The sequence below is a fragment of the Rahnella sp. BIGb0236 genome (genome assembly GCF_004364755.1).
GTDB lineage: Bacteria > Pseudomonadota > Gammaproteobacteria > Enterobacterales > Enterobacteriaceae > Rahnella > Rahnella victoriana.
This window is the reverse complement of record NZ_SOAO01000001.1, coordinates 37,151-51,574: the sequence shown is the minus strand read 5'-3', so window position 1 is coordinate 51,574 and position 14,424 is coordinate 37,151. Positions and strand designations below refer to the sequence as shown.

Sequence of the window (14,424 nt, the reverse complement as noted above, 5' to 3'; positions counted from 1 at the left end):
CCGCGCACAACAGCCACGTACACAGCATTTTGTGGTTCAAAAAGCCTCCGCAATTTGAAAATAAAAACCTGCGCTTTCCCGGCCGACGCCCAGATCCAGCCGCAAATTCATGTCCGGTTTTACCTCAAACCGGTAACCGGCCCCCGCATTGGGTAACAGAGGATGCGAGGTCAGATCCCCCGGTGTATCGCCCAGTGCGCCCATCCCCAGCCACAGCACATAACCGTGTCGCCAGTTGAGTTTTTTACGGTATTCAAGCTGGGTGCTGACCACGTCTTTATCGCGGTATTGCCCCTGATAATAGCCGCGTAACCGGCGGTCATCGCCGGCCAGCGAAAGACGGTCCCACGGCACATCGCCCTGTGAAAATCGTCCCCACACATCAAACGCCAGCACGTCGCTGTCATTGAGCGGCAGATAATGGTTGTACTGCAACTGCAAGGCGGTGAAATGCGTATCAGAACCGGTAGCCGGATCAAAAACGCTGTATTCGGCACTGAAAAACTGGCCATGCCGGGGCCGGGTGATCACATCACGGGTATCGTAATTCAGCGCGACGGAACCGCCGGAACTCTGCGACCGGGTGTCAGCACCGTAGCGGGTAAAAAGGTCGTTCTGATGGGGATCGTCCACGTCGGCGTGGATCGTCGAAAAATCCCAGCCCACGCCGCCATACCAATGATCGGCCAGCCGGTAGAAAATCTGAGGATGCAGGCGCAGCGAATTTTCGGTGTATTTCATTTCATCTCCCTGCGCCGCGTCGTAACCAATGCCCCAGAAACCGGTGGGGATTTTTGCCAGTGAGCCATCCACGAACAGCCGCCACTGGTCATCACTGAAAAAGGTGTAATTGGTCAGCCCCACGCCCAGCGCCCCGCTGGTACTGACAAAACCGGTAAACGACACGGAGGAGTTCTGCGTCTGCTTATCTTGCGGATCAATACGGTAAATGCCCGCCACCGCCGTGCCGAGACCGAGTTTCAGTTCCGGCGTATAAAACGGGCCAGGCAATACGCTCCAGTCCACGCCTTTGCTGGCATCAAAATGATTGTCCGCGCCGAGTTTATTGAGAAAACCGTCGATCTGCTCATGCGACAGTTCTCCGGCACTCAGCGGCGACACCATCAGACTCAGCACTCCGCCCGCCAGCCATGCTGATCTGTTCATCAGAATCGATATTCACCTGCAACAAAGAAGCTGTTGCGGTCGTTGAAACCGATTTCCGACAGCACGTTAAAGTTTTGCGTGATTTCGTATTGCGCCCCGATCAGCATATTCCACGGCGAATTCAGATGCTGTTTGACGTCAAAACGCCCCTCATCATCCTGATTGACGGCGCTGATCAGCGGCTGAAGTTCTGCGGGCATATGCAGATCAGACAGCTTGCCTTTGAATTCCTGCTGCACATCCTGATACATGCTGCCCACCCAAAGGCTCAGGTGCGAAGGTCCGGTGATGCCTTGCAGGTTGAAACGGTAGCCGGCGCGCGGCGAAACCGTCACTGCCGAAATACTGCCGTCAAGAATGTCGAAATCCGTGCGGGTGTAATTGGTATCCACCAGCGTAAACCAGTTGCCATAGCCGCCCGCCAGCGTGAAACCTGTGCCCCAGGTTCGCCCCTGAAAATCGAGGGTAAAGTCGATATCCTGCAAATCGCCGTTGCGGTACAGATTGTGGACCGAGGTGGCAATCACGCGGTTAAGGCCGGTATAGCGTGACGGATCCGCATCCACCGACACGTTGGAGACCGAAGACCCTTTGGTGTAGCCCAGCAGACCGTACACATTCAGAAAGGGAAACACCCACATATCGAGACGCAGATTTTCTGTCTGGCTGCGCTCGCGGGTTTTGGCGACATCAATATCAAACATGTCGGCAGGAATGGGATGCGCGCCTAATTTCAGGCCGGAAAAGGTGATGCTGTCGACATCGACGTTCTGACGCATATTCATATAACTGAGATTGACGCCAAACGGCAGCGGAATGGAATAGCCACGCGCCCGCGCCTCATCCCCCCAGATCGGGAAGGTGCGGCCGTCGTCACTGGCCGCGTCTTTCGGGTCCGTGACCGCGGGGGTTTCTGCCCCCGCCAGAGGTGCCCACCCGAGGCACAGCACGAGAAGAAAGGGTTGTGCCCTGCTGAATCTGTTCATCCGCCTCCGGTAATGCATTATTTCGCCTGAGCAGCAGGGAAAACGGTTTTCCAGTCAGTTTTCATGCTGACCACCGGCCAGCCTTTTTTCGCCGCCTCATCCAGACCTTTATCCAGTTTGCCGAAGCCGGATTTCCGGTCGTAGGCGTATTCGCGCGCGGCATCGTCGTGATGCAGATAAAGCACCAGATTCGGACCGGCGCCGGAAGAGACGTATTGCAGCATCGGTAAATCACCGTCGGAATTCCCAAACGCCAGCAGCGGCATCCGGCCAATGTAGCGGTGGATCGCCACCGGTTTATTTTCCGCGTCATCGATAAAATTGATCACGCCCTGTTTGACCAGCCGGGCATGGCCCTGTTTATCGATATCAAATTTGATCTTGTCGGTGGAGCCGATCACCTGCTCAGGCGGAATACCATAGGCTTTCTCCGCCCACGGCCGCATAAAGTCGGTGCCGCCGCCGGAGACAATATAGGTATTAAAACCGTGCTCCCGCAGATAGCTCAGCAATTCCAGCATGGGCTGATACACCAGTTCGGTATAAGGCCGTTTGAAACGCGGATCGCGGGCGGTATCAAGCCACGCTGACACGCTCTTTTTAAATTCTTCGGTGGTCATTCCGGCGTCGGCGGCATGTTCAATCGCCATCAGCCCCGGGTTACCGGTCGCCGCAACCGCATGCATGTCATTTTCCAGAACGCCTTTAAAGGGCTGCTGGTTCTTCCATTCAGGGTGTTGCGGAGCCAGCGCCTTAATACGATCCATCAGGTAAATCAGCTGAACGTAGGCCGGTTGTTCGGTCCACAACGTGCCGTCATTGTCGAACACCGCAATCCGCGCTTCAGGCATCACAAATTCCGGTCCGCCTTCCAGCGTCACCTTTTGCACGAAATCAATAATTTTTGATTTTGTGGCGGAATCATTCCAGGAAGGAAGGCTTGCCGTCGCCTCAGTGGCGGCATACGCCATCTGACAGGCGAGGACAATAAACAGCGTAAAAGCGACGACGACACGCGGCAATTTTCCGCCACGATGGGCGGAAACGCGGAATAAATAATTCATCTCAACATCCTGCTAAATAGAAAGAATTGTGTGTTTTCATCGGGAAGGCGTTTGCGTAAAGGCTAGTCAGTAAGTGAAATTATTTCTAGCAGATGGACACATCTTTTTATTTTTTGTTATCGGCTATTTGCAATTATCCGGTTCTTTCTCTAATCGTTAGATAGGCATCACGTCATTCCATCGCAAGCTGATCCCGGGCGAAATATGAAAAGACTTACTTTCTTGATAAGTGGCATTTTATTTTCCATGTCATCACAGGCGGCAGGGCTGTATCTGTATGAAATTGGCACCGAAGACACCGGCCTCGCCGGTGCCGGTCAGGCCGCCCGTGCGCAGGATGCCTCGACGCTGGTGTCTAACCCCGCAGGCTTAACCGAATTACCCGATCATATGCTGACCGGCGGCCTGCAGGCGCTTTACGGCCACACGCCCTATTCCCTCGATGATAATTCCGCCTTACGCGGCAGCAGCCCCGGTAACACCATCGGCTGGTTCCCCGGCGCCAATCTGTTTTATCAGCAGCGGCTGAATGATTCGTTATCCGCCGGGATCGGGCTGTATGGCAATTACGGTCTGGGGCTGGATTTTGGTGACTGGGCGGGTGACCGGCTGATTAAGAAAAGTACCCTGGTCGGACTGACGCTCAGCCCGGCGCTGGCCTGGAAAGTGAATGACCGGTTATCCTGGGGCGCGGGCATCGGGATTAATTACGGGTTTCTTTCCCTGACGCGCAATGTCGATGATGAGGATCATAAGCAGTCGGATCACGACTGGGCGCTGAATTTCCGCACCGGCGTGTTATTTAAAGCCACCGACCAGACCCGCGTCGGTCTGAATTTCACCAGTAAAACGCAGTACCATTTTAATATTGATGGCAAAGCGCGCTTCCCGCAGCTGGATAACCGGGAATATACCCTGCCGCTGACCGCCGACGTGAATACCCCGGACCAGCTGATGTTAAGCGTGGTGCATGACGTGAATAAACGCTGGTCGGTGATGGGCGATCTGGGCTGGCAGAACTGGAGCGCCTACGGCAGCAATCAGATCTACACCGGCAGCCGTCCGCTGGATCGCGACAACAAATTGCAGGACACCTGGCATACCGCATTCGGCGTGCAGTTCCGCCCGGATGAAACCTGGCGGCTGAATACCGGTATCGCCTATGACAGCAGTTTTTATAAATCGCAGGATGACGCCTCACTGACCATGCCTTCCGGCGCGGCGTGGCGTTTTGGTGCCGGTGCGCAGTATCAGGTGACCACCGCCAGCAATGTCGGTATGGCGTTTGAATACCTGACCATGGAATCGTCGCAGGTCGAAAACCCGCTGCTGAAAGGCGGTTATGACGATCCGTCGATTTATTTCTTCAGCATCAATTACAACTATGAATTCTGATTAAACGAACGGTTATCTGAAGCTCCATTGCACGCTGACCACGAACACGGCAGGAATAATAATCCCGCTTTCCACACCAAAGTAATCGGTAAAATTGTACTGAACGGCGTGGTAGATATACGGCGAGAACCCGATGCCGGTGACTTTTTTGAAATCGTTGTACGACCCTTCATCACCGCAATGTTTAAAGGCATCAAAGAAGAACTCACCGGTATACCCGTAGACCCCTTTGAACACCCAGCCGGTGTTGCCGGATACCCAGTCCCTTCGCAGCCCCAGCGCGATACAGCGGTCATCAAAGCTGTTTTTCATGGTGCCCGCTAACAGGCTGTATTTGGAATCTTCAGAGAATTTGCGTTCCACCGAGTAAAAGTGGTTATCAAATTTTTCATTGTACTGGCCGCGGTTGTGGGTCAGATGGTAAACAAAAGATCCGGTGTTTATGGAATATAAATTGATCTCGTCAGCCTGATTTGCCGCAGAGAGGAGTAACAACGGAAAGCATGACAAACCCCAGACTTTTTTGAGCACTTCAACCACCGCCTTAATGAACAAGAAGCTAAGTAGGAAATCGAGTCGCACCGGCCAGATGTGAGTATAGAATGTCCGCTAAAAAACGTTACGACGGAATTAGTTTCACAACGGGAATAATAGCGTCTTTATTATTGCGGTTCTGATCGTACCGGGGAGGTGTGAGTTAAGTTTTACTTAAGTAAAGTTATGAAATAGCGGAATCGTCTTATATTCCTCCATGTTATAAACACCTCAACTTTTAAGGATAAAGGGAGGGTATAAAGCTGTGACGACATTCACCAAAGACGTCATCAACGATATCATCAGCTGGATTGAAGTGAATATAGACACCCCGCTTTCAGTACAGTGTGTGGCAGAGTATTCAGGCTATTCAAAATGGCATTTGCAAAGAATATTCAAAAAGGAGACAGGATTAACCTTAGGGAAATATATCCGCAATAGAAAACTGACGCTTATCGCGCAGAACCTTAAAAACAGTAACGAGCCGATCCTCTCACTCGCATGCCGGTATGGCTTTGAATCACAACAATCTTTTACACGCTCATTTACCCACTACTTCTCTGTCTCACCGCACCGGTACCGTACCAGCGACTTCCGGGCGGAATATAAATATATTCATCAGCCTTCTTCTCCCGGCCGGAACAGACCTGTGACAAAAATCTGAAATATCCCCTTTCCAGCAACAAGGAGGTATTAACATGGAATGGTTGATTGAAAGAAATCTGGTTTGTCCTTCGACGGGGGCTGCCTTTGCGGTGATATCCAGCTATCGGAATCTGAGGATTATTTTATGGTACAAAAGCCATTATTTCCTGCGCCCCGGCGGCGAAGTTATTGTCAGCGATTTAGGCATCGTCGTGAATGGGAATATCCGTGACATTAGCCTTCTTCATGCTTTTCCGTTTAATGATAATCTCTGGCAGACGTTTGAAAAAAGCCTCGACTGTCCGGGCAATAAAGATCCGGCCCTGCATCACTGTGACCGCAAAGACACCTGCCATTTTGACATGTGCCCTTACGGTGTTCACGTCCACGCAATCTGAAGATCATTAACCCGCCTTTCGGCAGCCACGGCTTGCTGAAAGGCGTATGTCTGCGCTTTTACACCGCCATCGCCACCAGCACGGCAAACAGCAGGCTGACGTAAATCCGGGCGTGCAACACGTCGGGAACGGGCGGGATACAGCGGCGGGTCAACAGCATGCCGAGAAAACCGGACACCGTCAGCAGGATCAGGATTTTCACGCTGATAAAACCGACATAGCCTGCCGCCGGAACAGCCTGCAACCCGGCGAGACTGTAAGTCGCCGCGCCACAAATCGCCACCGGAAGGGAAAGCGGATTTGCCGCACTGACGCAGTCGCGCATCTCATAGCCATGCCGTCTGAGCAGCGGCACCGTCATCACACTGCCGCCGACGCCCAGCATGGCCGCCACGGCGCCAATGAAGATGCCCCCGGCCCGCGTGGTCAAACCGGATAATGCCTTCGGCTGAGGGCGGGCGATAAAACCTTTGCGGATCAGGCAGTCGGCCAGCGTGAACAGCAGATAAAGCATAAACATCCCGCGGATCGCCTCGTCCCTGATCATCCCGGCCAGCAGGGAACCCAGCACCGCGCCCGCCGCGATAAACCAGACCAGCGGAAACACGGTGCGGCCGATGATTTTCCCTGCCCGCCAGTTCTGAAAACTGGCCCAGCCTGCGTTAAAAATCATGACGGTGGTCGAGGTGGCGACCGCAATATGCATGGCGCTGGCCGACAGCCCGGCCTGTCCCGCCACGATGTGATAGACAAAAGGCACCACGACGAATCCGCCGCCAAAACCAAACAGTACCGTGGTCATGCCGGTCGTCAATCCCGCCAGAATAATGATGATGATATCGTTCACAAAGTCGCCCCGTTAAAAAGTGAGCGGCAAGATTAGCGGCTTCACGTCCCCCTTCCCATTTCAGCAGCGCTCATTTACCCTTGCGAATCAGTCAACCGGCAGCCTGACGGATTTTATGCGTAACGTTCATATCAATGATTATGATGGACTCGATCGTGAGATCGTGGCGGTGGGGAATGATTATCCGGGAGGCTTCGTCCTGCCTGAGCATCGCCACCGGCGCGCGCAGCTGTTGTACGGTGCCACCGGCATGATGCAGGTGGCGACGCCGTCGGGGAACTGGGTGGTTCCGCCCCAGCATGCGGTGTGGATCCCGCCGATGACCGCGCACAGCGTGAAATTTATCGGCGTTTCAACACGCAGTCTGTACGTTAAACCCGACACCGCCGCAAAATTGCATCCCGATGACCGCTGCAAAATTCTCACGGTTTCGCCACTGCTCAGGCAATTGCTTATCGATGCGGTTGAGCTGCCGCCGTTATACGATGCCGTCCGGGATCGTCTGCTGGTCGCCCTGCTGCTGGAAGAGTTAGCAGCAATGCCGGTCAGGGAATTTGAGATCCCGCTGCCGCAACATCCCCCGTTGCTCCGGTTATGTCAGGTGTTTTTAGAGGCGCCTTCGATTCACGATCCGGCAGACCGCTGGTCCGCCGCGCTGTTTATGAGCGCCAGCACCTTTCGTCGGCATTTTCTTCAGCAAACCGGCCTGTCATTTTCTGCCTGGCGGCAGCGTGCCTGTGTGCTGGTGGCGCTGGCGCAATTGGTGGAAGGTAAGCCGGTCAATGACATTGCGCTGTCGATGGGATACGACAGCGGATCCTCGTTTTCGACCATGTTCCGCCGCGTCACCGGACAGCCCCCGTCCTCCTGTCATCCTCAGACGTTAGCGGGCGGATAGCGACCGGTTTCAGATTATCTTCGCGCACAACATCGATATATTGATTTAACGGGATCATTCCTCACGAAATACTCACAACCTTTAACACAACATTTTCTTTACGCTGACGTTATCAGCGGAACTAACTTTTTAGGGTTAAGTCTACCTTTACAGTCAATGTAATGGTGTCATGGCGGCGATTGTAATCAATAAATCTTCCTGCATGATGAAGGTGTATTTAATGAGGGAAGTAATGAAAATATTAATCATCAGACGGGAAAATATCGGTGATCTGATCCTGACTACCCCGCTGATTTCGATACTGGCGAAAAATCATCAGGTCGATATGCTGGTTAATTCTTACAATAAATTAGTGCTGGAAGGTCACCCCGGCGTCCGTAAAGTGCATCATTATACCAAACTGCACCATGAAGGAACCATGAGGAAAAAGATCCAGGCTTTCTTCCACCGTATTGCCACCACCTTCAGAATATGGCGGGAAGGGTATGATGTCGCTATCGTGGCGGGCAACTGGAATAAAAGACCTTTACAGTGGGCGACATTATCGCGGGCGAAAAGAATCATTGCCATTGGCGAGGATGCGCCGGATGCCGTTACCGATAAAATACCGTATATGCCAGACGGTAAACATATGGTTGAACAGATGGCAGAACTCGCCCGGCCATTAGATTGTTATACGAAACCCGGCGCACTGGCATTATGGGTGACAAAATCCGAAAGGGAATTTGCCGTTCATAAAATAAAGAACACCTATAACATGCCGTTATATGGTGTGCAGATCAGCGCCAGAAAAGAAAAACAACGCTGGCCGGTTGAGAATTATATTGAATTCGCGCACAGGCTGTCGCGGACGGAGCCTTGCAAAATCATTCTGTTCTGGTCTCCGGGCGCAGAAGATAACCTGCAACATCCGGGAGACGATGAAAAAGCCCAACGCATTATGAACGCCTGCAAAGACATTATTATGGTGCCGTTCAATACGGTGAACATCCGCGAACTGATGGCCGGGATGTCCCTGTGTGACCAGATCATCACCAGTGACGGCGGCGCATTGCACATCGCCGCAGGCGTGGGAAGACCGGTGGTGGCGTTGTTCGGCAACAGCGATCCGCGGGTCTGGGGTCCCTGGAAAGTGCCGTGCCGGATCATTGCCTCGGCGGAGGAAGACGTCGCCCGACTTTCCGCCGAAGACGTTTTTCACGAGTTTATTGCGCTGAGAAATGAAGTGACGGATAGCCAAAAAATCTTTTCCCGTATGACAGGTAATCTGAACTGAAATGAAAGCCATGAAAATGAAGTTAATCAAAACAATATTGCATCTTTATTGTTTGTTAACGCGAAGAAAGACCTTTTCTCTTTCAGCACGGACAGCCGCACCGGAAAACATTGTCATTTATTCCACCACCGCGCTGGGGGATTATCTGATGAATACCCCGGCGATAATGCATTTAAAAACGAGTTTTCCCGCCAGCCGGTTTATTCTGGTGACCAGTAAAAAGAATCACAGTCTGGTGGTGCAATACAACTGGTACGATGATATTTATGTCTGGGACAACAAAGTGGTGAGAATACTGCCGTTAATCCTTAAACTCAGGAAACACAAACCTGACCTTAGCGTTATTTTACATGCACACTTTCCTTACGATGTGCTGTGTGCGGTATTATCCGGCAGTAAAATGATTTTACGTGATCACTACGGCAGTGAACCGGCTGTATTTAATCACTACTTAGATCATTGCTCGGGGTATTTTGACGGCCATACTATCCGGCGCAAATTAAAACTGATTGAACCGGTGTGTGAATACCCCGGTGAAAGCCGTATGCACCTGCCGGTGATCAATACGCCTGCGCCGCGTCTGTATTTACGCAAACGCATCGGCTTTCAGTTAGGCGCATCCAATGAATCGCGTCGCTGGCCGGTTGAATTTTTCAGCCAGCTCGCGGGGCTGCTGTTAAATGAATACCGTGATCTGGATATTATTATTACCGGCACGGCGGCGGAAAAACATCTGGCGGAGGATTTTTTAAAACGATTACCGGCGCACCATCAAAATAATATCTGCATCATGTCAGGACAAACGCCGCTGACCGGACTGGTGACGCTGGTAAAAAGCCTGAATATTCTCGTCACGGGTGACACCGGACCCTTACATATCGCCGTGGCCGCCGGGGTCAGAACCGTCAGTCTTTTTGCCACCGCCAACCCGGCCTATACCGGCCCCTGTCAGGATCCGCAAAAGCACATTATTTTGCACCGTCCTGAAGGTAAAAACGCGGCGCATCCCATGAGGGCGATCCTGCCTGCTGACGTATATCAGGCCGTCGGGGAACTGCTCAGGAGGCCACATGATTGTTAATCAGGCGCTGGAAAGAGAGATCATTGATTTTCTTGAACAGCATAACTGCCCCACTGTCTTCGGATTTTATAAAAAGATCAGCGGCGGTGATTTTTCATTAGTCACGCTTCCGCTCAATGAAATTCAGCGCGATACCTTAATGAATGACTTTTTTATCCGCTTTAAGGTCAATGCCAGAAATTATTTCACTTTCAATCACTTCCCGCGGGATGCGGGTTTTCTCAGCTCACTGGCTTTCAGTCTCCGCCGTCAGCGTGGCCGGGTGACGCCCGTCACCGTGAAAGCGTTGCACGATGCAGCGCTGAACGGCTTCTGGCCGGTTTATCTTCACGGGCAAAACGGATAACCGCCGCAAAACGACTGCCGGGGAAACGGTTTTACGGAGAAATCTGTAACCGCGCCTCTTTTTCGTGACAGAAACTATACTTTATTTTCATCAGGATAGTGGCACACGCAGGAGAAGACATGACCCCACAACCCCGACAGTTTTCGTTGAAGGTACTGACGATTAATACCCATAAGGGCTTCGCTGCGTTTAATAAACGCTTCATTTTACCCGAGTTGCGCGATGCGGTACGCACCGTCGGCGCTGATATCGTCTGCCTGCAGGAAGTGATGGGCGCGCACGAAGTGCATCCGTTGCATGTGGAAAACTGGCCGGACACCACCCATTACGAGTTTCTTGCTGACACCATGTGGAGCGACTACGCCTACGGGCGCAACGCGGTCTACCCCGAAGGTCATCACGGTAATGCCGTGCTGTCACGCTATCCCATTGAACATTATGAGAATCGCGACGTGTCGGTGGAAGGCAGTGAGAACCGTGGCCTGCTGTACTGCCGCATCGTGCCGCCGCAGCTTGAGTATCCTGTCCATGTGATTTGTGTGCATCTTGGGCTGCGCGAAGCGCACCGTCAGGCGCAGTTGACCATTCTGGCCGACTGGGTGAACGCGTTCCCGGAGGGAGAACCGGTGCTGGTCGCGGGCGATTTCAACGACTGGCGGCAGAAGGCCAGCTACCCGCTCAAAACGCAGGCGGGGCTGGATGAGATTTTCACCCGCGCCAGAGGGCGTCCGGCGCGCACTTTCCCGGTCAGTCTGCCACTCCTGCGTCTCGACCGGATCTATGTGAAAAATGCCAATGCCAGCGCGCCCGCCACGCTGCCGTTGCGTCACTGGCGTCATCTGTCCGACCATGCGCCGTTAAGCGCGGAGATCCACTTATGAACAGCGCATGGCGGGAAGGCAACCACATCCGGCTTCTGGTAAATGGCGACGAATATTACCCGGCGTTATTCGAGGCTATCGATAACGCTCAGCGGAAAGTGATCCTCGAAACCTTTATCTGGTTTGAAGATAACGTGGGCCGCCAGTTGCATGCGGTGCTGCTGCGCGCCGCACAGCGTGGTATCGACGTTCAGGTGCTGCTCGACGGGTATGGATCGGCGGATCTGAGCGAGCACTTCATCAGCGAACTGACGTCCGCAGGCGTGGTGTTCCGCTATTACGACCCGCGTCAGCGGCTGCTGGGGATGCGCACCAATCTGTTCCGCCGTATGCACCGTAAAATTGTTGTCATCGACAGTACGGTGGCGTTTGTCGGCGGGATCAATTACTCCGCCGAGCATGTGACCAGTTACGGTCCCGAGGCCAAGCAGGATTATGCCGTGCGGGTAGAAGGTCCGGTGGTGGATGACATTTTACAGTTTGAGCTGGAAAACCTGCCCGATCAGTCGCAAACCCGCCGGTGGTGGCAGCAACGTCGGCGCTATCATGCCGCCGAAAATCGCCAGCCCGGCGAGGCGCAGGCGCTGTTTGTCTGGCGCGATAACGACGATCACAGTGATGATATTGAGCGTCACTATCTGAAAATGCTGTCCAGCGCGAAGCGTGAAGTGATTATCGCCAACGCTTATTTCTTTCCCGGCTACCGTCTGCTGCACGCCATGCGCAATGCGGCACGACGCGGGGTGCGGGTGAAACTCATCGTGCAGGGCAATCCGGATATGCCGATTGTGAAAGTCGGCGCGGAGCTGCTGTACAACTATCTGCTGAAAGGCGGTGTGCAGGTGTATGAATATCGCCGCCGCCCGCTGCACGGCAAGGTCGCACTGATGGACGCGCACTGGGCGACGGTCGGCTCCAGCAATCTCGATCCGCTGAGTTTGTCGCTCAACCTTGAAGCCAATCTCATTATCCATGACCGTACCTTTAACCAGACGCTGCGTGAGGATCTCCACGGGATTATTGCCGAAGACTGCCAGCGTGTGGATGAAACCATGGCCCCGAAACGCACCTGGTGGAACCTGACGAAAAGCGTGGTGGCGTTCCACTTTCTGCGTAAATTCCCGGCAATGGTCGGCTGGCTACCGGCACACACGCCAAGGCTTTCTCAGGTAGCGCCGCCCGTACAACCCGAAATTGAAACGCAGGATCGGGTGACGACAGAGAATTCGGAGGTGAAACCCTGATGTCTGCATCGCATCCAAAATGGCGTCTGGCGAAAAAAATCCTCACCGGGATTTTCTTTATCGCCGTGGCCGTGCTGCTGGTGGTTTACGCCCGCACGGTCAACTGGCAAGACGTGTGGCAGGTCATCCGCCATTACAACCGCACGACACTGCTGATGTCGGTGGGGCTGGTGATTGTCAGCTATCTGCTGTACGGCTGTTACGATCTGCTCGCCCGCGCCTACTGCGGACACAAACTCGCCGCCCGTCAGGTCATGCTGGTGTCATTTATCTGCTACGCCTTTAACCTCACGCTCAGCACCTGGGTTGGCGGCATTGGTATGCGCTACCGGCTTTACTCCCGTCTGGGTCTGCCCGGCGGCACGATCACGCGCATTTTCTCGCTGAGCATTTCCACCAACTGGCTTGGCTATATTTTGCTGGGCGGCATTATTTTCACCTCCGGCGTGGTGGATCTCCCTTCGCACTGGTACATCAGCGACGGCACATTGCGCATTGTCGGCATTGCGCTGCTGGCGATGGTGGCGGTTTACGTCTGGTTCTGCGCCTTTGCGAAACACCGCCATATGACGGTGAAAGGCCAAAAACTGGTGCTGCCGTCGTTTAAATTTGCGCTGGCGCAGATGGTGATTTCCGCCGCCAACTGGATGGCCATGGCGGCGATTATCTGGCTGCTGCTGGGTCAGGAGGTCAACTATTTCTTTGTGCTGGGCGTGCTGTTAGTCAGCAGTATCGCCGGGGTCATCGTGCATATTCCGGCGGGGATTGGCGTGCTGGAAGCGGTGTTTATCGCGCTGCTGGCGGGAGAACACACCTCGCAGGGGGCGATTATCGCCGCCCTGCTGGCCTATCGCATGCTTTACTACTTCCTGCCGCTGCTGCTGGCGCTGGTGTGCTATCTGCTGCTGGAAAGCCGGGCGAAGAAATTGCGGGCGAAAAACGAGAAGGCCATGGCGGAATGACCTTCCGGGGAAAGACGCGCAAAACTGAGCGGCATGGCCGGTGAATGCTTACGCAGAAGAACCGCTAAAAGCCCGCTCTCAGCCACGCAAAAAGCACATTGCCGTTGTTGTAAGTGCCCGGAATATAGGTGAACTGCAGATTGATATTTTTATAGCCCGCAGAGAACAGCGGAAAGACAAAAGGCAGCGGCACGTAATTCGCGAAGTCATCCCGGGCGGTAATTCCCCCCGCTAAACCCAGGCCAAGGCGCAGGTCTTTGCTTTGGGTTAAATACCAGCCTTTCTCCCAGCCGTAACCGGCGGCGGGTTGCCATTCCCGGTGGGAATCCTGAAAGACCATCGCAAAAAGCCCGCTCCAGTTGCCCTCTGGCGTATAGCGCGAGACGCCGATCCCGCCGCCCCACGGCATCTCATTATAATTATCGGTTTTGTGCTTATCGTACATATAGCGGTTATGCCAGCTGAGAAACGGCAGATAGATATCGGTATATTGCGGTTCATTCCAGGTCTGCGAGACGTTGTCTTTGAAATCCTGCCATAAGCCGGATACGCCGCCTGCCGTGTCGTTCATCGTGCCGGCAGTCTCAGCGGCGACATTAAACACCAGGCAGAACAACGCGATGAGTAAAACGTAATTTTTCTTCCCTGTCATAAGTCCACCAAGGTTTAATTTCAGTTCTGTTTGAGTAAATGATAGTCG

At 53.5% G+C, this 14,424-nt stretch carries 16 protein-coding genes; 10 read left to right on the top strand and 6 right to left on the bottom strand.

Annotation, left to right across the window (positions count from 1 at the left end; all coding sequences use genetic code 11):
• Positions 1-36 precede the first annotated feature (36 nt).
• Genes EDF78_RS00240 through EDF78_RS00230 form a run of 3 tightly spaced genes read right to left on the bottom strand, consistent with a single transcriptional unit; the run spans position 37 to position 3,217 of the window.
• Positions 37-1,167 (bottom strand): BamA/TamA family outer membrane protein, encoded by a 1,131-nt coding sequence (locus EDF78_RS00240; RefSeq protein ID WP_133822206.1) that lies wholly within the window; start codon positions 1,165-1,167, stop codon positions 37-39.
• A complete protein-coding gene (locus EDF78_RS00235) occupies positions 1,167-2,153 on the bottom strand; it encodes a porin family protein (RefSeq protein ID WP_233432946.1) in 987 nt (328 codons plus the stop codon). Before EDF78_RS00235 ends, EDF78_RS00240 begins: the two co-directional genes overlap by 1 nt.
• A gap of 17 nt (positions 2,154-2,170) precedes the next feature.
• Entirely contained in the window at positions 2,171-3,217 is a 1,047-nt protein-coding gene (locus EDF78_RS00230; RefSeq protein WP_243839398.1) for an HAD family hydrolase, read from the bottom strand.
• A gap of 204 nt (positions 3,218-3,421) precedes the next feature.
• On the opposite strand from EDF78_RS00230, the gene EDF78_RS00225 reads away from it, so the two are divergent.
• Positions 3,422-4,612: an outer membrane protein transport protein gene (locus EDF78_RS00225; protein ID WP_131693037.1), complete on the top strand. Its 1,191-nt coding sequence runs from the start codon at positions 3,422-3,424 to the stop codon at positions 4,610-4,612.
• A 12-nt stretch (positions 4,613-4,624) separates the two neighbouring features.
• On the opposite strand, the gene EDF78_RS00220 is transcribed toward EDF78_RS00225, so the two are convergent.
• Positions 4,625-5,122, bottom strand: coding sequence for a hypothetical protein (locus EDF78_RS00220; protein WP_162928629.1), 498 nt, complete (start codon positions 5,120-5,122; stop codon positions 4,625-4,627).
• Positions 5,123-5,411: 289 nt separating this feature from the next.
• Here EDF78_RS00220 and EDF78_RS00215 point away from each other — a divergent pair, with 289 nt between their 5' ends.
• Together EDF78_RS00215 and iraM are read left to right on the top strand one after the other, a co-directional pair.
• Entirely contained in the window at positions 5,412-5,810 is a 399-nt protein-coding gene (locus tag EDF78_RS00215) for a helix-turn-helix domain-containing protein (protein ID WP_095925649.1), read from the top strand.
• Between the two features lie 34 nt (positions 5,811-5,844).
• Positions 5,845-6,189: an anti-adapter protein IraM gene (iraM, locus tag EDF78_RS00210; RefSeq protein ID WP_131693036.1), complete on the top strand. Its 345-nt coding sequence runs from the start codon at positions 5,845-5,847 to the stop codon at positions 6,187-6,189.
• Positions 6,190-6,247: 58 nt separating this feature from the next.
• Here the strand turns inward: iraM and EDF78_RS00205 are convergent, their stop codons facing one another.
• Positions 6,248-7,036, bottom strand: coding sequence for a sulfite exporter TauE/SafE family protein (locus tag EDF78_RS00205; protein ID WP_133822205.1), 789 nt, complete (start codon positions 7,034-7,036; stop codon positions 6,248-6,250).
• Between the two features lie 115 nt (positions 7,037-7,151).
• Between EDF78_RS00205 and EDF78_RS00200 the strand changes: the two genes are divergently transcribed.
• From EDF78_RS00200 to EDF78_RS00170, 7 genes are all read left to right on the top strand, one after another.
• Positions 7,152-7,934, top strand: coding sequence for a helix-turn-helix transcriptional regulator (locus tag EDF78_RS00200; RefSeq protein WP_133822204.1), 783 nt, complete (start codon positions 7,152-7,154; stop codon positions 7,932-7,934).
• A 232-nt stretch (positions 7,935-8,166) separates the two neighbouring features.
• Complete coding sequence (locus tag EDF78_RS00195; RefSeq protein ID WP_133822203.1) at positions 8,167-9,210, top strand: glycosyltransferase family 9 protein; 1,044 nt, start codon at positions 8,167-8,169, stop codon at positions 9,208-9,210.
• 166 nt (positions 9,211-9,376) lie between these two features.
• Positions 9,377-10,291 carry a glycosyltransferase family 9 protein gene (locus EDF78_RS00190; RefSeq protein ID WP_347876868.1) on the top strand — a complete coding sequence of 305 codons (915 nt, stop codon included), beginning with the start codon at positions 9,377-9,379 and terminating at the stop codon, positions 10,289-10,291.
• The gene (locus tag EDF78_RS00185; protein ID WP_131693033.1) at positions 10,281-10,637 is read left to right on the top strand and encodes a DUF1493 family protein; all 357 of its coding nucleotides are present in this window, start codon (positions 10,281-10,283) and stop codon (positions 10,635-10,637) included. The genes EDF78_RS00190 and EDF78_RS00185 overlap by 11 nt, the downstream gene beginning before the upstream one ends.
• A 119-nt stretch (positions 10,638-10,756) precedes the next feature.
• Positions 10,757-11,518 (top strand): endonuclease/exonuclease/phosphatase family protein, encoded by a 762-nt coding sequence (locus EDF78_RS00180; protein ID WP_133822201.1) that lies wholly within the window; start codon positions 10,757-10,759, stop codon positions 11,516-11,518.
• Positions 11,515-12,762, top strand: a complete 1,248-nt coding sequence (gene clsB, locus EDF78_RS00175) for a cardiolipin synthase ClsB (RefSeq protein WP_133822200.1) — start codon at positions 11,515-11,517, stop codon at positions 12,760-12,762. Before EDF78_RS00180 ends, clsB begins: the two co-directional genes overlap by 4 nt.
• Positions 12,762-13,724: a lysylphosphatidylglycerol synthase domain-containing protein gene (locus EDF78_RS00170; protein WP_133822199.1), complete on the top strand. Its 963-nt coding sequence runs from the start codon at positions 12,762-12,764 to the stop codon at positions 13,722-13,724. Before clsB ends, EDF78_RS00170 begins: the two co-directional genes overlap by 1 nt.
• Before the next feature lie 64 nt (positions 13,725-13,788).
• Here the strand turns inward: EDF78_RS00170 and pagP are convergent, their stop codons facing one another.
• Positions 13,789-14,376 (bottom strand): lipid IV(A) palmitoyltransferase PagP, encoded by a 588-nt coding sequence (gene pagP / locus EDF78_RS00165; protein ID WP_095925641.1) that lies wholly within the window; start codon positions 14,374-14,376, stop codon positions 13,789-13,791.
• Positions 14,377-14,424: the final 48 nt, after the last annotated feature.